Annotated in this window: 15 protein-coding genes; 5 read left to right on the top strand and 10 right to left on the bottom strand. The window is 51.5% G+C overall.

The window, feature by feature from the left end; genetic code table 11:
- The first annotated feature begins 158 nt into the window (after positions 1-158).
- The 3 genes from Afil_RS00590 to Afil_RS00580 all read left to right on the top strand — a co-directional run bounded on the left by Afil_RS00590 (position 159) and on the right by Afil_RS00580 (position 5,985).
- Positions 159-1,520: an MATE family efflux transporter gene (locus tag Afil_RS00590; protein WP_230266584.1), complete on the top strand. Its 1,362-nt coding sequence runs from the start codon at positions 159-161 to the stop codon at positions 1,518-1,520.
- A 316-nt stretch (positions 1,521-1,836) separates the two neighbouring features.
- Positions 1,837-4,791, top strand: coding sequence for a TIR domain-containing protein (locus Afil_RS00585; RefSeq protein ID WP_230266583.1), 2,955 nt, complete (start codon positions 1,837-1,839; stop codon positions 4,789-4,791).
- Between the two features lie 102 nt (positions 4,792-4,893).
- A complete protein-coding gene (locus tag Afil_RS00580; RefSeq protein WP_230266582.1) occupies positions 4,894-5,985 on the top strand; it encodes a hypothetical protein in 1,092 nt (363 codons plus the stop codon).
- A 137-nt stretch (positions 5,986-6,122) separates the two neighbouring features.
- On the opposite strand, the gene Afil_RS00575 is transcribed toward Afil_RS00580, so the two are convergent.
- From Afil_RS00575 to Afil_RS00550, 6 genes are all read right to left on the bottom strand, one after another.
- Entirely contained in the window at positions 6,123-7,127 is a 1,005-nt protein-coding gene (locus Afil_RS00575; protein WP_230266581.1) for a LacI family DNA-binding transcriptional regulator, read from the bottom strand.
- 215 nt (positions 7,128-7,342) lie between these two features.
- Entirely contained in the window at positions 7,343-8,335 is a 993-nt protein-coding gene (locus tag Afil_RS00570) for a carbohydrate kinase family protein (RefSeq protein ID WP_230266580.1), read from the bottom strand.
- A gap of 102 nt (positions 8,336-8,437) precedes the next feature.
- Positions 8,438-9,877, bottom strand: a complete 1,440-nt coding sequence (locus tag Afil_RS00565) for a glycoside hydrolase family 32 protein (RefSeq protein WP_230266579.1) — start codon at positions 9,875-9,877, stop codon at positions 8,438-8,440.
- A 6-nt stretch (positions 9,878-9,883) separates the two neighbouring features.
- Positions 9,884-11,893: a sucrose-specific PTS transporter subunit IIBC gene (locus Afil_RS00560; RefSeq protein WP_230266578.1), complete on the bottom strand. Its 2,010-nt coding sequence runs from the start codon at positions 11,891-11,893 to the stop codon at positions 9,884-9,886.
- Between the two features lie 346 nt (positions 11,894-12,239).
- A complete protein-coding gene (locus Afil_RS00555) occupies positions 12,240-12,497 on the bottom strand; it encodes a SemiSWEET family transporter (protein ID WP_230266577.1) in 258 nt (85 codons plus the stop codon).
- 322 nt (positions 12,498-12,819) lie between these two features.
- Positions 12,820-13,503 (bottom strand): InlB B-repeat-containing protein, encoded by a 684-nt coding sequence (locus Afil_RS00550; RefSeq protein WP_230266576.1) that lies wholly within the window; start codon positions 13,501-13,503, stop codon positions 12,820-12,822.
- Between the two features lie 114 nt (positions 13,504-13,617).
- On the opposite strand from Afil_RS00550, the gene Afil_RS00545 reads away from it, so the two are divergent.
- Positions 13,618-14,664, top strand: a complete 1,047-nt coding sequence (locus tag Afil_RS00545; protein WP_230266575.1) for a YdcF family protein — start codon at positions 13,618-13,620, stop codon at positions 14,662-14,664.
- 218 nt (positions 14,665-14,882) lie between these two features.
- Here Afil_RS00545 and Afil_RS00540 read toward each other — a convergent pair whose 3' ends face one another.
- From Afil_RS00540 to Afil_RS00530, 3 genes are all read right to left on the bottom strand, one after another.
- Positions 14,883-15,866 (bottom strand): P1 family peptidase, encoded by a 984-nt coding sequence (locus tag Afil_RS00540; RefSeq protein ID WP_439647317.1) that lies wholly within the window; start codon positions 15,864-15,866, stop codon positions 14,883-14,885.
- 270 nt (positions 15,867-16,136) lie between these two features.
- The gene (locus Afil_RS00535) at positions 16,137-16,562 is read right to left on the bottom strand and encodes a serine acetyltransferase (protein ID WP_230266574.1); all 426 of its coding nucleotides are present in this window, start codon (positions 16,560-16,562) and stop codon (positions 16,137-16,139) included.
- A gap of 378 nt (positions 16,563-16,940) precedes the next feature.
- A complete protein-coding gene (locus tag Afil_RS00530) occupies positions 16,941-17,183 on the bottom strand; it encodes a hypothetical protein (protein ID WP_230266573.1) in 243 nt (80 codons plus the stop codon).
- 466 nt (positions 17,184-17,649) lie between these two features.
- On the opposite strand from Afil_RS00530, the gene Afil_RS00525 reads away from it, so the two are divergent.
- Positions 17,650-23,226 (top strand): SGNH/GDSL hydrolase family protein, encoded by a 5,577-nt coding sequence (locus tag Afil_RS00525; protein WP_230266572.1) that lies wholly within the window; start codon positions 17,650-17,652, stop codon positions 23,224-23,226.
- A gap of 1,037 nt (positions 23,227-24,263) precedes the next feature.
- Here the strand turns inward: Afil_RS00525 and Afil_RS00520 are convergent.
- Positions 24,264-25,289: an aldo/keto reductase gene (locus tag Afil_RS00520; protein ID WP_230266571.1), complete on the bottom strand. Its 1,026-nt coding sequence runs from the start codon at positions 25,287-25,289 to the stop codon at positions 24,264-24,266.
- Positions 25,290-25,746: the final 457 nt, after the last annotated feature.

The following is a 25,746-nucleotide window of genomic DNA, read 5'->3' as shown; positions in this document are numbered from 1 at the left end:
CGGTTCGTTTCTCCCGCGGATAAAAAGCCATATCTCATCAAAAGGAAAAAGCAGAACCCGAGGAGAAAATGGAAAGGATAGTAAATTTCTCGAACAGACTTGGCAGAACGTTTTCTTTGGTCAGGCATTCCGGAACAATTCGATGGATAATAGCGGATATGACAGACTCCTCTCAATTATTATCCGCACTGCGCGCGGACAAACCGCTCAACGCCTCCATGCAGCGAAAACTCATTTTATCGCTTTCCTGGCCTGCCATTCTGGCGCAGGTTTCCGTCACCATCATGCAGATGATCGACGCCTCGATGGTCGGCCATCTCGGGGTACAGGCCGGCGCGTCCATCGGTCTGGTCTCTTCGAGCACCTGGCTGATCAACGGCATCTGTTCCGGCTCCGTCTACGGCTTTTCGGTGCAGACCGCGCAGGCGATCGGCGCAAGAAACAATGAAGAAGCCCGCAACTGCAGCCGGCAGGGTCTGCTCGTCATTTTAGGCGTGGCGTTTCTGATCGGCAGCATCGGCTTTGGCCTTTCAGGAATGGTTCCCGTCTGGCTGGGCGGCGAAGACGCCATTCTGGCGGATGCGAGCGCCTATCTCGGCATTTTCTGTCTGTGTCTGCCGTTTTCTCTGTTAAACACCTGGGCGATCGCGACCTTGCAGGCGGCCGGCGATACCCGGCTGCCGGGCATGACGCAAATTGTCATGTGCATGCTCGACGTCCTGTTCAACTACCTGTTCATCTTCGCGATGAATCTGGGCGTAGCCGGATCCGCTTTAGGAACCGGCGCCGCCATGGCGTGCGCGTCCCTGTTTCTCACGTGGCGCGTCCTGTTTAAAAACGAATTTCTCAAAGGGAAATGCCGGATTCACTTTACCCGTCATTCCCTTTCCAAAGCCGTACGCATCGGCGTTCCAATCAGTCTGGAACAGCTGATTTCCGGCTCTTCCTATGTCATGTTTACCCGCATCGTCTCTTCTCTCGGTTCGGTTTCCATTGCGGCCAACAGCTTTGCGATCACCGCGGAAAGTCTCTGTTACATGCCCGGCTACGGCTGCGGATCCGCCGCAACCGCCATCATCGGGCAGTGTACCGGCGCCAACCGGCACGATCTGGCCCGGGAAATCAGCTGGCGCATCGTACGCATCGGCATGGGCATGATGGCTCTTTCGGGCGTCGTCATGTTCGTCTTTGCCCCGTGGCTGATGAACATTCTCACCCCGGATCCAGCCGTCATTGAACTCGGAACTTCCATGCTTCGGCTCGAAGCGTTTGCGGAACCGCTTTATGGCGCTTCCATCGTCTGCTCCGGCATTTTGCGCGGAAAAGGCGATACGATCTGGCCTGCCTGCCTCAACTTCCTCTCCATCTGGTGCATCCGTATTCCGCTGGCCGCCTGGCTTTCCCGCTCCTTTGGACTGGCCGGTGCCTGGGTTGCGATGGGCGTGGAACTCGACGCGCGCGGTCTGCTTTTCCTGTGGCGCCTTCATCATTCGTTCGCCCCGTCGAAAAAGAAAGCCTGATCCATATTCCAATACTCCCGTTTCTTTAATGGGAATTCATCTTTTCTTCCTTAGAAAGATGTTTAAAGTCCGCCCGATGGTCAAAGACCGTCCGGCGGACTTTTTATACGTTCGAATGTCCGATTTGGCCGTTTTGGGAAATACACACCCCGCAAAGAAAGCCGCTGGATACGATAGGTATAAATCGCTGGATACGATAGGTATAAATAAAGAAGAAAAGTAAAAAAGTATTCTGCATCCGATTCTGCCTGCGCATGCACGCAGAAGAAATGCACGGACGAAATCCCACGGACGAAAGACATGGAAAGGAGACGGCATGAAATTCAAATATTATCCAGAAAATACCGTTCAGGAAAGCGGACTCAGCAAAGTTCTGTTTATCCCCTCAGGGGATCGTTCGACAGATTCACAGATTATTCAAACCATCCGCGACCAGGTCAACTGCCTGATTCTTGCGCCGGATCCAGAAAATGCCCTCTGGAGTGAAGAGGATCTGCGCCTGCTGCAGGAATTCACGCTGGCCGTCATTGCGGTTTCTTCCCGACTGCTTCGCTCTGAACAGGAAAATACGCTTAAACTGATCTGGGCGCTGCGCGAAAGTAAAGTTCTTCTTCTTCCCATCCTTCTGGACAGTATCGATCTGTCTGCCTATTCCCAGCTGTTCGGAGATCTTCAGTATCTGGATTTTCAGCCGGATTTTCTGAAACGACAGAATTTTGAAAGCCGTATGCGGTCATATCTTCAGTCCGTGATTCTGGAACCCCCGCTGATCGAGAAAATAAGAAGCTCGTTTCATTCGTATATTTTTGTCAGCTACCGTAAGAAAGACTGGGCTTATGCGCAGGATTTTCTGGATTTCGTTCAGTCTCTGGAATGCACATGGGATGTCGGGGTCTGGTACGACGACTTTCTGATGCCGGGAGAAGATTTCAGCCAGCAGATTTTCGATCAGATGAAACGAAGCGAGCTGATCACGCTGCTCGTAACGCCAAAACTCGAAGAAAAAAATTATATAAGCGAATATGAATATCCGGCTGCCGTCCAGTACCGCAAAAAAATCATTCCTGTCCAGATGGAACCAGCGAATACAGATGTCCTGAAGCTGCTGTATGCCGGCTTTCCGCCGGTTTTTTCCCTCCAGTCGGATGATCTTCGTGAATCTTTACAGTCCCTTTTCGAAAATCCGAAAACACAGAGCCAAGAACCGCAGAATCCCCAGAAGCTTTTCTATCTGGGCCTTGCCTATCTGAGAGGCGTCGACACGAAACGCAATCCCGCTCGCGCCATTCCGCTTCTGAATCAGGCGGCCGAAAAGGGAGTAGACCAGGCGCTTCTCGTTCTTTCCGATATTTACCTGTACGGAGACGGCGTTCCGGTCGATCCGCGCAAAGGCGTTGAGTTTTTAAAACGTTATTTTGCAAAGACGATCCAATCCTTCAAAGACCAGCCCTCCACGGAAACGATTGAGCGTCTGCTTGACATCACAATCCGCTATCTGAACACGCTGACCCGTCTGGGCTGGTTTGAAGAACTCAACACGACGTGTGCCAGCGTGCTGCATCCGATTCTTCTTCTCCTGGAAGATATTCCGTACGATCTCAGCCCATACGACAGTACTCCGTTCAAAATCCTTTTTTATGCGTCCATGGCAAACTGCTGCCTTCATGCCGGCCAGAAGGAAGGCGCGATGCTTGTCCTGGACGATCTGATTCAGATGGCCAGTCCCCTGAAGGGGATCAACGAGGCGCTTTTATCGACCGTTCTTTTCAGCTTTTTTTATCTTGCCAATCTTCAGATCAACGACAGCCGTCCAGAGGATGCAAAAAAGACGATTGCGCAGTTCTGGAGCTGGATGAAAAAGGTTCCCAGGGAACTGACCGATCTTGCCTGCGGCTGGAAATACCAGATTCTGGAGCTGGAAGTCCGGCTGGCCCAGGAACAGCAGGACTTCAGAAAAGAAAGCGAGCTTTGCAAGCAGATGGAGAAACTGGCGGACAAAAGCGGCTTTCTTTCTCAGACGCAGGCGCGTTCCATCGAAAATCAGAGGCTGTTAAATCAGGCAGACCAGGAATATGCGGCCGGTCAGTACCGTCTTTGCATCGAAACGTATTCGCGCTTTCTCGAAGCGGATGCAGTTACTCTGGAGCAGGATATTCTGCAGGCCGCTGTTCGCAGAACCATGGCCGAGGCGTACCGTAAACTGAACCGGACGGATGAAGCCATAAAATGCGTGGATGCAGCTATGCATTCTCTTCTTGTCCGGCTCAAGGAATCCCAGGAAGCCAGAAAGGAGATGATCGCCTGCCTGTTCTGCCGTGCAGAGATCAGCGAACAAAATAACGACTGGCTTTCGGCCGATCACTGCTATCAGAGGGCTTTAAATCATCTTCAGAAACTAACCGGGCCGAAGTATTCCGTAAAAAACGGACAGATCAAAGAAGAGAGGAAGCCGCTTCGAATCCCGAAAAATGCGGTGGATATGTACAATGCCGCTCAGTTTTATGAAGAGCGGGGAAAGCTGTACACCGCGCTCTCCTGGATCGATCTGGCTCTGGATCATATTGGCGCCAGTCGAGCGCAGTCTCTTCCTGCTTCGCTTCTGGAAAGCGGTATTCCAGTTCAATTTGAGGAAGTGCTGTGGGATGCCGCCCGACGGATTCTTAAAAAGCTCGAAGACTGCGACGCCGCCTGCCGAAGTCTGGAAACAGGGGTCAGTCTGACCCGCATTCATTCTGAACAGGAAATTGCAAACTATCCGGGACACCATCCGACGGCGCTTCTGGCCCATCTGGCGCTGTGCTATCTGGAAGCCGGTGCGCCCCAAAAAGCGGATCAGGCGATGGAGGAAGCCTGCCAAAGCGCCGTGAAGTACCTCTCCCATACGGATTTATTCCCCGCGCAGCTCGAAGACTGGCTGGACATGACGAATCTGCTGCGAGATGCCGTATGGGATTCCAAAAATGAAGCGCTTCGACGGTCTGTGTTTCAGCTCCTGATCGATCTGCATGCGCAGGCCATCCAGATCCACCCGGATGAAACCACGTACAGAAACTATGCAGAAAGCTGGATGGATCTTGCGCGAATCGATTATTTCAGCCGTCCGGAAGACAGTCTTATTGCCTGGAAAGAAGCTCTGAACATCTGGATGCGCTTTGATCCGGAAACTCTCCATCCCCTGAAGGAAGACAAACTGTCTTTGATTCATCATGAAATAGCAAGCCTTTATCTGCAGCAGGAAAATCATTCGCAGGCCTGTGCCCACGCCTTATAGTCCATCAAACACGGTAAAACCGCGTCTTCTCTTGGTCTGCCGCTAAACAGCCAGTGCAGCTGGCCCGATTCCTTTTCTCTGGCCGCCCGTGCCTGTTCTGCTTTGGAGGAGTATGAAAAAGCCCGTCAGTTCTGCGAAGACGGACTGAAATGGATGGAGAGTCTGACGTGCGGACCGTTTGATCTTAAGGACAAAGATGCCGCCGAGTTCTGGAACACCTGGCGTGTACTGGAAAAAGAATTTGCGTCCATTTGTCTGCATTTCCAAAATCCGCAGGCATTTCTCACCTCGTTTCAAAAACTCAGCACCCAGTTTTCCCGTCTGGCTGCCCCTGAGGAGGAGTATTCCGCACTCGAGCTGATGGATACGCTGGTCATCGCTCTGAAGGATTTTTCACTCACCTCGTATGAACTCGAATCGCAAAGCTGCGAAATTCTGATCTGCCTTGCTCTGTGCTGCACACCAAACGGCAAAGAGATGCGTACCGCGGCGCGTCTCTTTGAAATCTGGATGGCAGATGCAGAAGCCATCCACAATTCTCTGCCGGACAAAACATGGAAAATTCCGCTTGCCTGTCTGAAAGTCCATTTTTACGAAAGTGTCTATGCCAGAAAATCCGACAATACGATTTTTCATTATTATCTGCTGGCTCTGTTTCGCTGCGGAACAGCATATCAGGCTTGTCATCAGGACGAAGCAGCCTTCAAGGTATTCAAAACAATCGATCCGCTCTGCACGCAGTTTACGAAAAGCGGGGGCATTCTGAAAAAAGACGAGTGGGACTACTGGTATGCGGCCTTCGCCCAGCTCGGTCATATCGCCAGGTACTTGAACGATCGAACCCGTGCCCTCCTGTATTACCGGCGTTCTATGCTTCTGGCCGCCCATAAGCTCAACCTCTTTCCCTGCAGCATCAACATTCTCCAAATGGTGAAAGCCAGCGAATTTACGTTAGGCATGTATTACAGCAATCGCCAGTATAAAGAGGCGAAAGCTCTGTTTGATCAAATTGAGCCGTTTTTGATGGAAACGCCCGTTCCAGAGGATGACCCAGAAGATAAGCCAGAGATTGTGCGCAAGCTTAAGCTTCTTCTTTGCGTTGGTATCGTGCTCACGAAAGCCGTAACCGAGGACAAAACGGATATTCTTCGCTATGAAAATCGCCTCAATGATCTGAAAAGCATGACGGACTAAAGCGTAAAGCCGGCTTTGTGAAATAACCGCATTCCGCCATCCTCCTCCAGACCGTTGACATACGACAAAAAGGACCGGCTGAACATGCATATTCACATTTCTGCCGGCCCTTTCTCATTTTTTCTTTTCTTTGGATTTCAGTTCGTTTTCGTTCGATCGAGAACCGAATCGCCATAACTCCATTCGTAGCCGATCGTCTGCATGCGGCTGACCGGCTCATTGCGAATCATGGAAATCAGCGTCTTTGCGGCAAGCACTCCGGCTTCTTCGTTTTTAAACCGAATGGACGTGAGCGCCGGCGTAAGAAGCTGACCGGCTTCATAGCCGCCAAACCCGATCAGGGAAACATCTTCCGGAACGTGAAGTCCCCGTTCACTGAGCGATTTGTACGCGGCCAGACAGATTTTATCGGTCGCGCAGATCATCATCGTCGGAACGTGTTCATCGAGAATGCGATCGCAGGCTTCTTTGGCTTCTTCATAGGAAAAGGACGTTTCCACAAAAGCAAAGCTTTTCATCTCGTCCCCTTCCTGCTTCAGGCCATCCTGTACGCCCTGTTTACGGGTAACGCCAACGGCCTGATCGTTTGGGGAGACGCCAACGTAGACGACATCGTCATGGCCCATCTTTCGGGCGTATCGGCCGGCATCCCGACCTGCGCGGTAATCGTCGTAAACGACCGAAACGCCGCTTTCAAATTCCTGGCCCATGACCAGAAACGGAACATTGCTCGATTTCTGCAGGCTTTCCAGCTTTTCATCGATGGTCGTGGCAATGAGAATGACGCCATCCAGTTTCAGCGAGCGCATGTATTCGATAGCGGAAATTTCACGTTCGCGATGATGATGGGCGGTCATGATAATGCAGCTGTAGCCTTCTGCACGCAGCGTTTCATCAATGACCGTCAGCTGACGCCCCGTGACGGTACTCGTCATCGTCGGCGCGATAATACCGATCGTATGCGACTCCTTAGAGCGCAGATTCTGGGCAGCCACGCTCGGCTCGAATCCGGTCCTGCGAACGACCGCCGAAATTTTTGAACGGGCGTCCTCGCTGACATAGCCGTGGTTGAAATAGCGCGAAACGGTACTTTTCCCGACCCCCGCCGCTTTGGCAATATCTGCCATCGTCAGTTTTTCCATATTCCTGCCTCCCGGAGCTGCTGCCTTTTCAGGTGCTTCCTGTCTTGCTTCTCTATTCGTTTCGCCGCATAAGGCGGCGATCGATTCAGGCTGTTTCTGCCTTACCTTTGCGTTTCATTTTCCTCACGCAGGCCAGTCAATGCAACTCTTCGTGCATCCATACCGCTCTGTACCGATCGATGCCAATCTATACCCGCCCATCCGAGGGGAACCGCTCAGAACGCTGCTTTGCGTCCGCTGGCTTCCAGAAAGGCGTTGACTTCCGCTGCCGCAGGCATCGCGGGAATGGCGCCGGGCTTCTGAACGGTCAGGGCTGCGCAGGCGTTGGCGTTTTCCAGCATCTGTCCAAGCGTTTTCGAATCGAGCTGACCCGGTTCGATTGGACTTCTGGCAATCTGCTCCAGGAAAGATCCCCAGAACGAGTCGCCGGCTCCGTTGGTATCGGCCAGCTGACTTTTAAATCCGCCGGCGCGTACGACGAAATCTTTTGTCGCCGCCAGGGCGCCGTCCTTGCCCAGGGTGATGACCGCAATCGTTACGCCCTGCTCGACGAGCGCTCTGGCGGCTTCTTCCGGGTCGGCCTTTCCGGTAAGCAGCTCCGTTTCCTCATCGGAAATCTTCATCAGATCCGCCGAAGAAATCAGGCTGCGCATTTTTTCAATCGCTGTTTCTTCATCGGGCCACAGACTGGCGCGATAGTTTGGATCGTAGCTGATCAGGGCGCCGCATTTTTTCGCAAAGTCGATTGCCTGAAGCGTTGTGCTGCAGGCAGGTTCGGCGGTCAGAGAAAGCGAGCCAACATGAAAGATTTTCGCCTGCTGCAGCTCGTTCAGATCGAGCTCTTCAAAACAGATTTGCGTATCCGCACCCGGTTTGCGGGCAAAGGAAAATTCCCGCTCGCCGTTTTCGTCTACGGATACGAAAGCGAGGGTGGTGAAATGCTCCTGATCTTCGATCAGGTTTCGTGTGGAAATGCCCTCCTGATCCAGAACCGTTTTGAGCAGACGGCCGTGCATGTCCAGACCGACTTTTCCCATGAAAGCGACCTGTCCGCCAAGACGGCTGACCTGCACGCAGACATTGCCTGGAGCTCCTCCGGGGTACTGGGCAAAGACGTTCATATTCTGGCTGTTTACACCCTGCATGGTGAAATCAATCAGAATTTCGCCCAGGGCTGTCACATCGATTGTTTTTACGGATTGAGTCATACCGGTTTCCTCTGTTTGGTTTCTCTTTCTCTTTCTTGTTCTTTTTCTTGTTCTTGTTTACTTCAGGACAGACCATCCTGCACACGCTCGCCGTCTGCAGCCTCAGGCTCTGGCGATTTCAAACGAGGCAAGGGGAGTAATTATGGCCTTCATGCGCACGTCCGCTTTCAGACTGCGATCTTCGGGCGCATCGTAAAGTCTTGTAGTAAAAGCAACCTGGCCATGATTGATGAAAATCTCCACGGATGACGTATCGGAGAAGATCGTGATTTGGCGCACGTCCGGACAGTACGCATGGCGTGTCGTGCGGCCAAGACCGCTTTGATGGAGTTCAAGTCTGACAACACCATTATGCCCCGAGAGCGTCAGATCGTGACGCAGCGAAATGGACCAGTCTTTCTGATCGTTTTCCAATTCGATCAGACAGACGCGATCATCCAGTCTGGCCGCCTTTCCCGGTTCGAGTTCAAGGCTTCTGGACGATTCGTTTTGCGCGAGCTGGAACATTTCTTCAATGGGGTACTGGTAAATCTGACCGTCTTTCCAGGTCAGTTCTCTAGGCAGCGTCAGCGCGTGCTGCCAGTTCGATTTTGCTTCCCGGTTGGTATACTCCACATCCGGAATACCCATCCAGCCAATCAGAATGCGCCGGCCGTTTTCATCGACAAACGTCTGCGGGGCGTAAAAATCAAAGCCATGATCCAGAGCCCGGAATTCGCCGGCGATCCAGCTTCCCTTTTTGTCTGGGTTTTTCTCAAGCTGGAAATATCCAGAAGGGTACAGGTTTTCGTATTCGTATCCCTTTTGGGGCGCTCCCTGCAGACAGGTGAGCAGCAGCGCAGCTTTGTCGAGTTCCAGAAAATCCGGACATTCCCACATATAGCCGTAGTCTTCTTTCCCCTCGATCGTTCCGGAAAGCGTCCAGTTTTTCAGGTCTTTACTCGTATAGAGCAAAGCCATGCCCTGATCCTGACGGGTGCGGGCACCAAGAATCATCCGGTAGCCGTCCTGGTCTTTCCTGACTTTCGGATCGCGCACATGACAGCTCATGTTTTTGGGATAGTCTTCGTTTTTGAGCAGCACCTGCTTGTTTTCCAGAAGCGTTCCGTCTGTGGATTCCGTCATGCACGTCCAGTGCTGACGGCCTTCATAAATGTAGTCATGCTCGCCGGGCAGCTTTCGGTTGCCAGTATAAAAGCAGCGAATTTTTCCATCGTCGCAAACCAGCGCGCTTCCAGAGTAGGCACCGCCTTCATCGAGCAGGCTGTCCGGAAAAAGCGGCACCGGCTGTTCTGTGTAGTGAATCCAGTCTTTCGTGGTGCAGTGGCCCCAGCCTTTTGCGGTGTTTCCAGCCGCGCTTTCGGGGGCGAACTGATAGTAAATATGGTTGATGCCGTCTTTTTCGCAGAGCCCGTTGGGGTCGTTGAGCCATCCGACGGGAGGCATGATATGAAAGCAAAGGCGATCCGGGCTATTGGCGGCCTCGGATCGCTTTGTCTCTGTCATCGCCTGCGAAAAACGGTTCTGTACAGAGTAGTTCACGGATTTTTATTCTCCTTTTTTCGTTTCCATCACGGCGTCGCCAGCCTGAACCTGACCGTACGGTCTGGCTTCAAAGGCGACTTTGTTTGTGAAGATGACCGGAGTCTGAATGGAAAGCCCGGCGGCGCGGATCGCATCGAGATCGGCTTCGATCATGAGATCGCCGGCTTTCAGTTTCTGACCGTTTTCCACGTGAGCGGTAAACGGCTTTCCATCCAGCGAAACGGTGTCCATGCCGATGTGAATCAGAATTTCTGCACCGTCATCGGTTTTCAGACCGATGGCATGCTTAGTCGGAAACAGCATGACGACTTCGCAGTCAGCCGGCGCGTAAAAGCGTCCGTTTTCCGGTTCAATCAGAATGCCGTCACCCATGGCTCTGGATGCGAAGACCGCATCGCTGCAGTCGCTGACCGGAGCGGTTTTGCCGGAAACCGGCGCGCACAGGATGTGCTTGGCTGCCTGGGTTTTGATCTGTGCAGGTGCTGCTTCTTTTGCGGGAGCAGCGGTTTCGATTGTTCTGGTTTCGTTTTCTTTTTCATTCTGACTTTCGATCGTTTTGGAAGCCGCTTTTTTCTTTTTGAAGGAAAAGCCGCCTTTGTTTTCTCCGGTTTCGCCTTCTGGATGTTTTTTCATGAAGTAAACCGTAAGCAGGAAAGATACAGCCATGGAAATGGCGATGCCGATAAAGAAGTTCAGCCAGCTTTCCGGACGGATCGAAATGAATCCCGGAATACCCGCGGTACCTAAGGCAATGGCCAGCGTATGCGTACCGGCAATCCAGGCAGAGCCGACTGCGGAGCCGATGATGGCCGCGATGAACGGATAGCGAAGTTTCAGGGTGACACCGAACATGGCCGGTTCAGTAATGCCAAGCAGTGCGGAAATACCAGAAGCGGTGCAGAGGGATTTCATCTTTTCGTTTTTCGTCATGACCAGAACCGCAAGAACGGCTGCGCCCTGCGCAACGTTGCTCATCGAAGCGGTCGGGAAGATGAAGGAGCCGCCTGTAGTTTCCGCGGCTGCGATCAGCTGGGTTTCAATTGCGATAAAGGAATGATGCATGCCGGTCATGGTGATCGGCGCGTAAAGCAGACCGAAGATGGCGCCGCCGATAAAGCCGAGGGTGGAATAGAGCCAGCTCAGTCCGTAAGCGAGCCAGTCACCGGCTGTACGCATAACGGGTCCGACAATCGTGAATGTCAGCAGAGCGGTAATGAGAAGCGAAAGCATCGGTGTGGAAAGGTTGTCGAGCCAGCTTGGGGTGTGCTTATGCAGGAACTTTTCGATCGTGGCCAGAATCCAGGAAACGGCCAGTACGGGAAGAACGGTACCCTGATAGCCGATCGACTGCACTTCCAGGCCCAGGATGTTCCAGAACGGAAGCGTGTCTACCGAAGCGATGCTATAGGCATTGAGCAGGTCCGGATGAACCATGACCATGCCGATCGCTGCCCCCAGATACGGGTTGCCGCCAAACTTTTTCACAGCGGAGAAGCCAAGCAGAACAGGAAGGAACGTGAACGGTGCGCTTGCGCACATGTTAATGAACGAGGCGAGGCCCGCGAACTGCGGCGCCATGTCGATGAGCGACTTGCCCGGGGCGAACAGGCCGACGGCGGTCAGTACGTTGTTGATTCCCATCAGAAGACCGCCGGCGACGATCGCCGGAATGATCGGAACGAAGATATCGGAGAGACCTTTGACTGCACGGGTCAGCCAGCTGCCCTCCTTGCTCTTCGGTTCTTCGCTGACCGCCCCTCCGTTCAGACCGGTCTGTTTGAGAACTTCCGCGGTAACCAGGTTTACGGTTCCGCTTCCGAGAATGACCTGCTGCTGGTCGTTGGCAAGGAAAATGCCTTTGACCTGGTCGACGTCTTCGAGCTTTTTCTCGTCGACTTTACTGTAGTCCTTCAGGCGCAGACGCAGGCGCGTCGCGCAGTGCATTGCTGAGATGATGTTGTCTTTGCCGCCGACATTTTCAATAATGTCCGCTGCGATCTTTGCGTAATCCATTTTTCCCTTTCTCCATTTTCTCTTTTGGCCGGCCTGTCTGCCGGCTTGTTTATACTTGAAGTTTATTGTGGTATCGATTCCATGTAAACGGTTTTACAAAAATATGGAACCGATTTCACACGAATATAAAAAAAAATAGAGTATTTCCATATTTTTGGCTGTTTTTCGCCTTTTATTGATGCTTTCACCAGAAATCACCGATATGGTTTCGATACCATATATTGATCGAAAAAACGGGATGTCTGGGACAAAGAAAAAGCCCGCACACATCGTCAGCAGGGATGCATGCGGGCTTTTTCGCCCTGCGCTGCAGATTTCTGGTTTTTCCGCTGGAAAGTGCCAGATTCTAGAGCGCGGTAAGAAATGTGATCAGGCCAAGAAAGATTCCCGGCACGTTGGCCAGTACGAGCGGCCATTGTTTCGGCTTGATCATCAAACCGTAAACCGTCCAGATCACACAGTTAATGCAGGCGCAAAGCGGCTGGATCCAGGTGCCTTTTACGCCATGCACATTATTGAGGATCTGCGAAATGTAGGAAACATACATGAGAATCGAAAGAAAGCTTCCCACATAGCCAAGAATTTTGATCTGTTTCTGCGTCATTTCTTTTGGCGTCCTGTTCCCGTTCTCGAAACAGGATCTTCTCCTTTCCCTTTCTAAGTTCAAAGGCGAAATATTTCCCTTCCGAACAGCGTCCATCCCTTGACGAACGGCTGTTCCGTATCCGCCACGGATCCAAGTATAAAATTTCTGCCGCTTTCTTTCTTCTCATGTACTCAAAGCGCTTTCTTTTCATATAGCGCTCGAGCCCCTCTTTTGACATACCCGTAAAAAGAAGGCAGCCGGATCGGATCGGCTGCCTCCTGGTTAAAGCTGTCTTTTTCTTTGGGGCGTCCTGGAAAGCCTGCGCTTTCAACGACGTCTTTTAGTTCTTGAGCGCTTCAAGGTTTTCGCTTGTGGCTTCCAGTCGAAGATCGAGTGCTGCCGCATTGAGTGCTTTTGCGGCATCATCAATTTCTTTTTGCGCCTTCGCGCCATCCCGAACCGTCTTTGCCGCGCTCAGGGCATCGGTAAAGGCCTTTTTGGTCTGTGCGGAGCTGCCGAAGTCGTCAAGATGCGCATTTACGCCATTCGAATACGTAATCGCCTGATCGATCACCTGTACATAGAGCCACTTGGCAAACAGCTTGATCGAGCCGGTCACTCTGGAGCTGAAGTCATAAGCCGAAGTCAGAGCTGCATCGGTAAACCAGCCCGCAAAGCGGTGATCCGCTTTCGTTGGAGCCAGGGCCGGAGCCGTAAATACCGCATCCGGTGCGTAAGCGACCGTCTGGGCTGCAACGCTGCTGCCGCCATTGGAATCAAAGGTCAGCGTATAGCGTTTGGCCGTCCACTTCGCGTAAAGGGTAACGTTGCCCGCTGCAGCTGTGCTGAAGCTGTACGACGTCTTCAGGCCTTCATCGGCGTACCAGCCGCCAAAGTCGTAATGCGCTTTTGTCGGATCCGCCGGTTTTATAAACTTCGCATCTTCTGTATACGCAGCCGTCTGGGAAGCTGACCAGCAGGACTTTGGTTTACAAGCGCACAATTTGACTTCATGGCCTGTCATGTTTGAAAGATGAGACTGTCCTTCTTCTTCGCAAAGCGGTTCTTCGATACAATTTCGTGGAACGAAAGCGCCTGAACGTTTTAATGGAATCAGGCAAGAGAATGAGGTGATGCTTTGTTTGAACTGATCGCATGTCTTCCCTTTCTGATCGGCCTGATTTTTCTGGTCTGCGTCCTGCTCGTTGAGCCGCGCAGTGTGTGGAGCGGCATAAGTCTGCTGACGTTTGTCGGCCTGAGCGGAATCAGCGCGGCTTTGCTGGTGTTTCGCTATTCGGCGGAACTGACTGCGAAAGCGCCCTGGCTGGTGACTCTTCTCATCCTGATCGCCGTTGTGGTCATCCTCTTCCTTCTGGTCTTTCCGCTGCTGCTGGCGGGCATCCTTTTTGTTGAAGGCATTCGCCTGATCCGTCGGGAAGGACTTTCACTTACCAACTGTCTTTCCATCGGTTTTTCCATCTTCATCCTGCTGGTCCTCTTTGTTTTCCCTGTACTGCTGCAGGCTGCGAACAATATCATTCTGGATTTTTTCTACGCGATGGCCACAGTCGTCGTTGGATACCTTTCCTTCCTGCTGGCGATTTACGTGCTCTCTTCCTGGATCAACCTGATTCATTTTCGAAATAAGAATCGTTTTGATCAGATCGTCGTTCTTGGCTCCGGCTTGTTCGGAACGACCGTACCGCCGCTGCTGGCGGCTCGAATCGATGCGGGAATTGCTCTTCAGCAGAAAAATCCTGGCGCGCTGCTGATTCTTTCGGGCGGTCAGGGACCGGGCGAAGACGTTCCGGAAGGTGCGGCGATGAAAATCTATGCCCTCGAACATGGCGCGGATCCGCTGCATACCGTCAGCGAAGAACGCTCCCGAAACACGCTGGAAAACCTGACGCTTTCCCGCCTGCTGTTTCAGGAAGAGGAAAAGCGCGGCAACACAGCCATTGTCACAACCCGCTACCACGTGTTCCGGGCCCTGCTGCTTGGAAAATCGATCGGTCTTCCCTGTCTGGGATACGGTTCGAAAACCAAGTGGTATTTCACGCTCAACGCCATGCTTCGCGAGTTCATCGCCTACTTGTATGAAACCCGCAAGCGGCAGATGAAAATCATTTTCTGTCTGCTTCTGCCCTTTCTGTTCGTCGTACTCATGACTCTGATTTTTGCCTGATCCTGATTATTCCAGGAAGAGCATTGCCTTTAGCGCAGAAAGAACCCGTCTCAAAGCGGGCGGCACTGGTCTTCCAATTCAAACGGAACGCTATGGAAAAAGGCGGCAGGTCTTCACGTTTTGTGAAGGTCTGCCGCCTTTTGCTTATCTTCTGGTTTTAAGAATTCACGTTTTGCGCTCCGCCTGCGCTGGCGAAGCTATACATACAGAGTCGGGAGTTACGCGTTATCCTTCGCCTTTTTCTCTTCGAGCGAAGACCAGCTTTCCAGGCCAAACATCGGCTCAGCGCTCTTGATGGCGTCGACGATCGCTTCGCTGAGCGCTTTAATGGCCACAACAGACACCGCTGTCAGGTCCATCGGCACCTGATTGGTCGTCATCGTAAATACGGTATCGCCGTCGTTTGGCGTATGTACAGGACGAATGGTCCGGGCCAGCGCGTTCTGGCACATGCCGGCGAGTTTGGTCATCTCCGCCTGGTTGAGATCGGCGTTGGTGATCACAGCACAGATGGTCGTATTCATGCCTTCCATGGCCTGGGTTACCATATTCAGTACCGCATCTTCGGTATTGATTTCCATAGCGGATGCGCGATGATAAATTCCCGCAAGACGATTTTTCGAATCGGGTTCAAAAACATCCCCGCATGCATTAACGGCTGCGATGGCACCGACTTTCAGCGCGCCGATCTGACAGGCGTACGAACCGATACCCGATTTCATCGCGTTTTCAAACCCCATGAGCTTGCCGACACTCGCACCCGTTCCGGCTCCGAAGCAGCCGCTTTTCCATTCTGGGTGTTCACTGTTTTTTGCGGCTTCGTAGCCCATGGCTTTATCGGGATAGGCATCCGGCGATCCGCACGGCAGATCGAACAGCGAGGCCTGACACACAATGGGAACAACCAGTCCCTTCATGCCAAAGCCTGCGCCTTTTTCTTTCAGATACTGCATGACACCCGAAGAGCTTTCGAGTCCAAAGGCGCTGCCGCCGGAAAGAACGACGGCGTTGATCTTCTGCACCATGTTTTTGGGATCGAGCAGATCCGTCTCACGGGTTGCCGGCCCGCCGCCGCGCACATCCACGGCTGCCGTTGCGCCTTCCATGGATAAAATGCAGGTTACGCCAGTTCCCTGCTGGCGATCCTGAGCCTGACCGATTTGAAAGCCGTCAAGATCCGTAATTGGAATTTTCTTCATCATATTGTCCTTACTCTATTCTGTTTTCTCAGGCAAAGCCTGATTTTGAACGGTCTGCCTCAAAAGGAGACAGACTTTCTTTCCTTCATTATAGAAAATCCCGCCGGTTTTAATGTTCACCTTTGGGATTGTCTGTGTTTTTGGTGCATCCTCTATCCGATTGCTCAAAAGCAGAATCTGGCCTGAATTGCCCTTTCCTTTTTGTGTTTCTGTATTTTCGTGATTGCGATTTTTGCTTCTTTGTACTTTTCGTTTGTTTTGAATACGTGTTCTCTACTCATGCAAAGAGGAGATATGAATGGTCGGCTTTGGCGCGAAGACGGTTGCATGGGAAGGAACATCCTCGCTCACGACCGCGCCCGCCTGAATCTTTACATGATCCCCGATCGAAATATCGCCGATCAGCACCGCTCCGGCCCCGATCAGACAGTGATCCCCGATCACCGGCGCTTTTCCCTTGCTTTCGCCGATCGTTACATTTTGATAAATCCAGCATTCTTCCCCGATCTTTGCGTAGCGGGAAATATAAATGCCATGCAGACCGTGCGGAAGTCTTGGCCGCGAAGCAAACCAGGTGTCCTTGCCAATGTAGCCGCCATGCTTTCGCGCACTTCGATTCAGAAAAAACGTATAAAAATCCCTTATCCATCCGCTTTGCGTATTCTGGCGGTGAAAGAAAACCTTCCAGTAGGTTTCCATTAAGTCCCCTTTGGACCAGGTAAGTATATCTGTACGGATTGCCACAAAGCCGTCCCCCTTAGTATTTGAAAAGGCCTGATTTTGCCTTTTTGACTCTCTGTTCTGCCCTGTTCTTTTTGTCCCCTTAAGCCAGAACGCTGGCTGCCTAACCGGGCAGTCGATGCGAGTGCAATCCGATACTAACAGAGGCAAAAGATGCGGGCAAGAACCGGAATACGCACAGACAAAACGATTGTCCCCAACCCGAAGAAATACACAGATCCTCTCCGGCATCTTCCCAGAACGATCTGTGTCTCCGTTTATGAATTTCTCTGTTTTCGCTTTTGGATCTTCGAATCCATTGTTCGATATTTCTTCAATGAACACGTGCAAACCCGCTTATTTCGGCTTCGCCAGTTTATCCTCGTAAGATTTCCGATGCAGCTGCAACCGCAGCCGCAATTCGCTGTGTTTTTCACTGGCCGATCCATCGGGGTCTGCGATGGGAAAGGCATGGTCCTCCCTTTTAAAAACCTGGTTGAACTGGATTTGCAGGCGGCGTTTGCAGCCGGATTGAAGCAAATATGGGGCCAGATCTTCCCGTACAGATCCATATAAATACAGATCATAAATGCAGGTCATAAATGCAGGTCATAAATGCAGGTCCGCAATAAATAAAGATTCGTATTTGAACAGCGAAACAGGCCTATGGCGATTCAGAGCCCTGTTTTGCGCAGCCCCTGATTCAGAAAGGAGAATCGGTACCCGGCAGGGGAGACGATGGCCTGGAAAATCCATTCCGTCTGAGTATCCGGATCCGATTGGATTTTATGTATACGAAAGCCGCGTTTTGTCCACGGTTTTCATTCTGGAAAACCGGTCTGCTTTTCTTACAGTAAGCGTTTTCTATTTTTTGGGAAAGTGTGTATACAAAAAAACAAAACAAAAAGCGTCGCAGGAAAAATGCCTAAGATTAAGCTGATTCTTCCCGTTTTACCTGTCAGAACCGCAGGCAGTGCTTCAAATTTTCGGGCGATTTCATGGAGCGACTCTGCAGATTCAGACGCAGGAAACGGAAAACTCAACAACACAGGAAAAGGAAGAAAACATGAAAAAACTGAAAAACCGGTTTGCATCTGCCTTCCTGGCTGCAGCACTGACTGTAACCGGAGCGCCTCTGCAGCTTCTTGCACAGGATCAGGCTAGCCCGCTGGCCGATGAAAATGCAGTCGTACTTGACTTGAACGAGAAAACAGTTGCTCGCTACAGTTCCGTACGCATCACCTTTACTGCAGAGACCTCTCACACGTACAAGATTCAGAAAAAAAATTCGTCAGGCGCGTTTGAAGATCTTGACGGAGCATCCGCTCTGACGACGGGCAGCTTTATTGATGAAAAGGCCGGAACAGGTACTGCACCGACGTATAAGATCGTCGACGTGACCAATCCGGATCAGCCGCAGGAAACGGCGGAATTTACAAGCGTAAAAACAGGCCTTGAAGCTCTGGCCGCCGTCAGTACTCTGGCATGGACCGACCCGAAGTCGGATGGACAGGCCACGGTTTTTGATGGAACCAATACGGTGCAGATGGATGCACAGACGGTTGCTAAAGTGGCAGCCCTGAATGAGGGTACAGTAATTGCCAAGGTTCAGCTCAGCTCGGATGCAGTCGCAACGCAAAGCGGAGCATTCCTTGGAATCAAATCCGGAACCAGCAACCGGTATTTCGGCTACCGGAGCAGCAGTGCTACTTCACTGCCTTTTGCTTTCGGCTACGAACTGACCGATACAAACAAGATCACCTGTCTGGGTTCCAACACGAATAACTGGAGCCTGCAGGCAGGCGAGAACGGTCACACAGTCGTTTACCGCGCGCCGGCGGATTGCGTTGCCGATCGTCTGACCTACTTCTATGACGGCGCGGACGGTCTGATCAACGCCTCTTATCCTAATATTTTCAAAGACGAGAAATTTAATGGCTTCTTAACAAAGACCACACCGATGGATGCAATTTCCATTGGAGGCGTAACGGACGCCAATGGAAGCAGCACGGCTTTCCCGTGGAAGGGAACGATCAATTACGTTCTGATTACTTCAGAACTGCTCTCTCAGTCGGAGTGTGCAGCGGTTTCGCAGGCAAATGCAGATATCCAAGCCGATCAAATTCCGGATCTGAGCGAGAAAACGGATGGAGAACAGCTGCAGATTGATGAAGCTCTGCATACGCGCTACTCGACAGTCCGCATTTCCTTTACACCAGAAGCCGGCCATACCTATCGGATTCAGAAAAAGAATGAAGACGGCACATTCTCTGATCTTGCCGATGCTGGAGCACTGACAGCCGGCAGCTTCATTGATGTGAATGCAGGTCTCGGCAAAACAGTTACGTATAAAATTATCGACAACGATACGAAACAGGAAACGGCAGAGCTTACCAGCAAAGAAACGGGCCTGAAATCTCTTGCGGAAAGCAGCACGCTTTGCTGGATCGATCCGAAAACCGGAGGAACCAGTACCGTATTTGACGGAACGAATGTTGTTTCCGTAGATGCAGCAGCAGCCGCTAAACTTGCAGCCATGACCGAAGGAACCGTGATCGCAAGAGCCAAACATTCTTCCGATCTGAGCTCAGCGGGCGGCGCATTTCTTGGCATGAAGTCCGGCAGCGCAGACCGGTTCTTCGGATATCGCAACAATAAGAATAACCAGGCAGTATTCGGCTATGAACTGACAGACAGCAACAAATGCCAGTGCATGGGAACAAATGCCAGCAACTGGGATCTTGCAGCCGGCGACAATGCGCATACGGTCATTTACCGTGCCCCGGCTGACTGTCTGAATAACCGTCTGACCTATTTCTACGATGGAGCAGACGGGCTAACCGGTGCGACAAACCCGAATACATTTAAAAACGCCAGTTTTAATGGCTTTCTGACCAAAACCACACCGATGGATACTGTAGCAATCGGCGGCGTCAAAGATGCCAGCGGAAATGTAAGCAAAGCCTGGAAAGGCGAGATTGACTACGTCCTTGTCACATCCGAACTTCTGACCGAAGCAGAATGTGCAGCTCTTTCAGCAGCCAATGAAAACATTGACTCTGATAGTACGGTTGATCCGACACCGGATCCCGTAAAAGTTGAATGTACAGTCAAAGGCGGCGTCTTCAAAAATACGATTACCTGGAACGGCGGCGGAAACGCAAAGATCACCCGTGATGGCAAGGTTGTTGCCGAAGCAGCTGTTTCTCCATATAAGGACGTTCCTGAGCAATCCGGTTCCCATACGTACAGCATTGAAGTGACGACCGATGGAAAAACCGATGAATTCTCCCATACCGTCAGCACCGGACTGGAAGAAACTTCCGTCCTGTATCACGACTTCAAAAAAGACACCGGAACAAATCCAACCGTCTTTGACGGAACACGTCTGCCCTATAACTTCCTTGAAGGTGCAGATGAGGATCTGAAAACCCGTGTTGGAAATATCGGAAGCGGTGCAGTCGTCATTCGTTTCAAATCCAATACGACTGCCAATCCATACAACCTGTTCTTTGCTCATAAAGCCGGCGTTTACGCTCAGGCGGCATGGCCGGCAGACAACGCAGTCGGCGCTATTGAAGGCCGCGTGCAGGCAAGCAAGAAAGCACGCTTTGACTTAACCGGAGGCGCTAAAGCTGAGTTAGGATCGGTTGCTGATGGACAGTGGCATACGATCGCCTTCTCCAGTGCAGATGCCGATCACCTGGGCGAAGCCGATACCTTCTGCGTGACACTCGATGGATCAAAAGTCTTCAGCTATCCAAATAACTCGTCTTTTGCAGGTCTGTTTACCCGGCTTGGCGGCGCTGCAGATGAAGTTCTGATCGGCGGTGTTCGCAAAGCAGCAGGCACAGACACATCGTCTTTTGCGGGACTTTTCAATGGTGAAATCGACTATGCAGCCGTTGTGGACGAACCGCTCTCCAATGAAGAGCTCATCGAACTGACAAAAGCGGATGAAGCCCCTTTAACGAAAAATCAGCTGTTTGATACCTCCGGAAATAAGCACTGGGTAGCTGTCGGCGGCGGCCTGGCGTCCGCTGGAAACGATATCCTTGGCTACAACGAAACCTACTACAAACTGTTCCATCTGAACATCAGTCTCGACCACAATGCCAACGGCGGATACGACCTGGCCAACTTCAACCGCCAGCGCTATGTCATCAACCGTTCCATTCCAGGCAACACGATCAAAACTATCGATGAACAGTACGATTCTCTGATCAATAAATATGGCCCGCGTTCTGTCCTGCTCATGCTCGATGGCAACGAATCTCTGAGCGACCAGCAGATCAAAGACAGTCTGAAATCGATCCTGACAAAGAATATTGAAGCCAAACGCTTCACCCTGCTTCAGATTCCGCCTGTAAAAGGGGACGCTTCCAGAGATCTGAAAGCTCTTGTCGATGCAGTGATTGCAGCAGACTTCTCAACATACGGCGATTCCATCGTCGTAGTGGATCACGAAGCCCTGTTCAAGGCTGCCGGCGAGGATGAAAAATCCTTCGATGCAAACGGTAACCTGAACGCCAGAGGTCATCTGCTGATCTGCAACCAGCTTGGTGCAGCTGTCGGTGTCGGCGATATGGGAACAGCCAATCTGAATACGCTCAGCAAGTATTCCTTCACACCGCTGGCTCCGCTTAAAGAAGAAACGCCGGTCTTCACCGTCACTTCCAATTCCGTGCAGGCTTCCATTCAGGCAGACGGAACCTACTATGGCGTTCTGGAAGTGAATGGTCAGAAAACGAAAAAGGCGTTTGCGAATAAGGCAGTTGTCTTCAATGGTCTGAACCCAGAGACCGCATTTGATTTCACGATCGTCAATGCGGATGGCGCTGTTGTTTACAAGAAGAAAACCGGTACGACCGGAACATCTGCAGTTACGGATGCAAAAGATTACGATCAGCTGACCGACCTGCAGAAACTGGTCAAGCAGTATACGACCCGGGAGCAGCAGACGACCTGGCTGTTTGTTGGCGACTCGATCACTCATGGTGTTTATACAGACGGCTTTACCGGCGTTCCGGATGTCTTCGAACGCTACGTCCATGACGATCTGAATCGTCCAAATGACGTTGTCATCAACGGAGCTATTTCGAATGCTGATTTTGGTTCTTACTTTACGCACAAAGATGAGCGCTACGATCGCTGGAAAGAGGAAGCGGACGTTGTCATCTGCATGCTCGGTACCAACGATGGAGCCTATGGTCCATCAGAAGGAAACCACTGGCTCTACACGGACTACAAACAACATCTCTCGGATGCCGTAAAAGAGTGGAAAGCAGACGGTAAAGTTGTCGTTCTGCGCGTTCCGCCGAAAATTGTCAACCAGGCGCATGCCGGACATATCGGACGCAATGACGATATCCACAGGTGGGTAAAAGAAGTTGCCGAAGAACAGGGATGCATTCTGGTCGACCACTTCGATCTGTTTGATGAAAAACAGAAATCCGATGAAAAATCGATTACCTCCACCGGCTTCTGGTTCAACCATTCCGGCGGAAAAGACGGCATTCACCCCGTAGGTCCTGGTCAGATTGCCATGGCTAAACAGGTGATTCAGGAAATGGGTATCTTCGACAGCAATTCCCGGATTGCCCGTCAGGATATGGTCGAACCTATTACATCCTCTGAATCGATCAAGAACACGAAACTGGTTCTGGATACCGAACACAAGACCGTCAGCTATAACCTCAGCGCACTCGAAACAGAACTTGGCAAGACTGTAGGTGAAGCGGAACTGACCATTACAAAAGGCTCAACAACAATCTCGAAGAAGCTGATCCGCAAAGACGCATCGTCTTTAGGCACGATTTCTGTTGATCTGCAGGATCTTTCCGGAAATGTACAGGCTTCTGTTACGATTCGGACCACGGATTCCTGGAACGGAAGCACCTATACCGACCAGACTGTCGCAAAACAAACGCTGACTCTGAGTGAAGAACCTGTCGTAACGTTCGATCTGAAAGCCCTCCAAAAAGCTTACGATGATGCACTCGCACTGGCTGCCAAACAGGATACCCTCCTGCCGCAGCAGTGGAAGACGTATCTCACGCAGAAAGCCAGTGCAGGCAAAGCAGCACTCGACAATCCCGCAGATACCTTCAGTTCGCAGGCGGAAGTAGATGATTCTGCCGAGCGTCTTGCGTATGCGGTATCCTTGGCGACAAGCGCATCGAATGCCTATAAAACACTGGATGCGAACAAAGCTCTTGACCTCTCCGGCTATACCGATGAAACAGCTTCCGCCTATACGGCCGCCAGAAAAGCTCTGGAAGACTGCATGGCTGCCTCCATTACTGGTCAGGGACCGGACTATGCCTCAAAGGCGCAGATCGACAGCCTGCTCACGAGCTATACCGAAGCAAAAGCAGCTCTTGAAGAAAAACCGGCTCAACCGACAGTGGATACAACCGCTTTGCGTATGCTGCTTTCGGATATTGGAGAGATTGATCTGAGCGAGTACCGCAATCCGAACGAGATCCACACCCGCTTTAATACGGCCCTGCAAACCGCAAAAAATGCGCTCACCTCGAACTCGCAGACCGTCATTGATAATGCGGTGAAAAACCTCCACACGCTCTGGCTTGAAATGCGTCTGAACCCTGAAGCTGAAAAACTGAAATCGTCTTCCATCTGAAAATGCGTATGTTCTGTTCCGTTTCAAATCTGAAAATGGCAGATTCCCGTAAAAAATGCAGGGATAAGTCCAGGTAAAAGCTTCAGGAAACAGACAGAGGATACAGCACCCTTCAGCTGAACTGAAGCTGTGCAAAGAGCGGATCTGTACTGGAAAAATCCAGCAGATCCGCTCTTTTTCAGACGTTCTAAATTTTTTAAGGGTTTAATCTCGGCGAGTTTTCCAAAAAGCTTGCAGGGATTAAACCCTCATTTTCGTTTCAAGGCAACCTGGACTGTCCTTTCGCTCCTTTGTATCCTTTCTCAAAGGGATCCTGTCTCAACGCGAGCCGGTTTCATGCGGGCACGGTGCGATTTCAAAGTCGCCGCCGGATCGGGTATTCCTTCGCGCTGTTCTTAATCTGCTGCACAATTTCGTTTCAATTCTCGATTCTCGATTTTCGAATACGTCAGGCAGCGATCGTTTGTTCGCACTTTTCCGTTCTTCACGTCTGCGTCATCGGCCGTCTTAGCGATTTGGCAAAAATTACCGATTTTCTAAACCCGCTGACGGCACTTCTGGCGAACGCATTCTGCTCCTTAACCTGGCAGGGGGTAAGCGGCGGGAGAAGGCCAGACACCCCACCGGCGGCATCCGCCTTAGTCCTCTTAAAAAAAACAGACGAAAACTCGCTCATGATAGTTCGCATTTCAAGGGCATCCATAAGATCGCCGCGGATCCGCAGCAGAAACGGACGGAATTTCTGCTCCTTTCTCCACGTTTTGAAGCGGGAATTACCACTTTGTTCACCGTCTGGATCCAGTCCATCTGCCTCGATTTCTTTTTCCTTCGACCCCTTTCATTTCGCAAGTATACCCGCGTAAAAAACAGCTGCTTTAAAAAGAATGAAGCACGCATTCGTTCCGCTCCAGTCGAAGTTTTCTCATCCCGCAAAAGCCGCCTGGGCTTTCGAAATTCTCTGGGAACTTGCTAAATACAGGCGGCTTTTAGACTTTGACTTTTTTTCGGATTCTGAGCGATATCCTCTGGAACTGGCTTTATTTGGATTGATTCTGTTTTTCAATCGCGTGGATTTCGGCGGCAATTTTGTCGACCTGCTCCATTTCCTCTGGAGTAAGCGAGGGCGTTTCCAGCGCCTTGAGATTTTTGAGAATCTGTTCGGGCTTGCTGGCGCCGATCAGAACGGACGTAACGCCTTCCTTGTCGAGCAGCCAGCGCAGCGCGAGCGCGGAAAGCTCACAGCCTTTTTTCTTCGCCAGTTCGTTGAGCTCGCGAAGCTTTTCGACTTTGGCTTCGGGCAGATCGGACTCATGCAGAAAGCGGCCGTCGGTACGAATGCGGCTGTCAGCGGGAATGCCGTTGAGATAGCGGTCGGTCAGCTGACCTTTCGCCAGCGGGGAGAACGTAATCATGCCTTTGTTCAGTTCGTTGCTGGCTGCGAGCGCGCCGTTGGTTTCCACGGTGCGGTCAAGAATCGAGTAGCGGTTCTGGTTGATGACGTAGGGCACTTTCAGCTCATCGAGAATGGCGCATGCCTTTTTGAGCGTTTCGCCATCGTAGTTGGACAAGCCAGCGTACAGCGCCTTGCCGGCGCGAACAGCCTGGGCGAGGGCCCCCATCGTTTCTTCAAGCGGGGTATTCGGGTCCATGCGGTGATGGTAGAAAATGTCGACGTAGTTGAGACCCATGCGGGCCAGCGACTGATCGAGACTGGCCAGCAGGTATTTGCGGGAACCCCAGTTTCCGTACGGGCCGTCCCACATTTCGTAGCCGGCTTTTGTCGAAATGATCAGCTCATCGCGATAGGGCATGAGTTCTTCCTTGAGAATGCGGCCAAAATACTTTTCAGCGGCACCAGGTTCGGGTCCGTAGTTGTTGGCCAGATCGAAATGGGTAATGCCGTGATCAAAGGCGGTAAGGATCATCTTCTTCATGTTTTCATACGAAGAATGGTCGGAAAAGTTCTGCCATAGGCCCAGCGAGAGGGTGGGAAGCAGAAGACCGGAATTGCCGCAGCGGCGGTATTCCATTTGTTTATAACGGTCTGGATTCGCGATGTACATATACGTTTTTCCTTTCAATATATTATGGGCGGTATAGTTACGATCCGGATTTTGATCCGGATCGGCGAAACGAAGCGGGAAACCGGGCCTTTGCCTCTTTTCCGGCTTCGATCTGCCTTTCGTACACAAGCTGCGGTGCATTTTTATCACCGGCAATCTTCTGTACGTTCCGGTTTCAGAATAGCATTTCACCACACTCTGCGCCGGATATATCTTTTGGCTTGCGGGCAGCAGGCGGATGCGTCCATCCGCCTGTCGGGCACGTTTGGAGGCGTATCGGATCCGAATAGTTTTTTCATCTTTGATCAGCATAGGACTTTCTAAAGTCCTGATCTTTTATTTTCACGCAGACAGCTTGCCTTACGAATGGGTCTGCTTTTTTTACAGGCGGTCTGTTCACAGGCTGTAAGCACCGCACCGACTATATAAACAAAGAAAAAGTTCAGCAGATGCAAGC

This window comes from Allobaculum fili (assembly GCF_020969955.1).
Classification (GTDB): Bacteria; Bacillota_I; Bacilli_A; order Erysipelotrichales; family Erysipelotrichaceae; genus Allobaculum; species Allobaculum fili.
Note: the sequence above shows the minus strand (reverse complement) of the source record. Positions and strands in the feature narration are given on the sequence as shown.

Coding starts and splice junctions, on each gene's coding strand:
- Afil_RS00530 (WP_230266573.1), bottom strand. CDS start 17,183: ATGACCTGCATTTATGATCTGTATTTATATGGATCTGTACGGGAAGAT.
- Afil_RS00555 (WP_230266577.1), bottom strand. CDS start 12,497: ATGACGCAGAAACAGATCAAAATTCTTGGCTATGTGGGAAGCTTTCTT.
- Afil_RS00570 (WP_230266580.1), bottom strand. CDS start 8,335: ATGACTCAATCCGTAAAAACAATCGATGTGACAGCCCTGGGCGAAATT.
- Afil_RS00575 (WP_230266581.1), bottom strand. CDS start 7,127: ATGGAAAAACTGACGATGGCAGATATTGCCAAAGCGGCGGGGGTCGGG.
- Afil_RS00585 (WP_230266583.1), top strand. CDS start 1,837: ATGAAATTCAAATATTATCCAGAAAATACCGTTCAGGAAAGCGGACTC.
- Afil_RS00525 (WP_230266572.1), top strand. CDS start 17,650: ATGAAAAAACTGAAAAACCGGTTTGCATCTGCCTTCCTGGCTGCAGCA.
- Afil_RS00590 (WP_230266584.1), top strand. CDS start 159: ATGACAGACTCCTCTCAATTATTATCCGCACTGCGCGCGGACAAACCG.
- Afil_RS00540 (WP_439647317.1), bottom strand. CDS start 15,866: ATGATGAAGAAAATTCCAATTACGGATCTTGACGGCTTTCAAATCGGT.
- Afil_RS00560 (WP_230266578.1), bottom strand. CDS start 11,893: ATGGATTACGCAAAGATCGCAGCGGACATTATTGAAAATGTCGGCGGC.
- Afil_RS00535 (WP_230266574.1), bottom strand. CDS start 16,562: ATGGAAACCTACTGGAAGGTTTTCTTTCACCGCCAGAATACGCAAAGC.
- Afil_RS00520 (WP_230266571.1), bottom strand. CDS start 25,289: ATGTACATCGCGAATCCAGACCGTTATAAACAAATGGAATACCGCCGC.
- Afil_RS00550 (WP_230266576.1), bottom strand. CDS start 13,503: ATGACAGGCCATGAAGTCAAATTGTGCGCTTGTAAACCAAAGTCCTGC.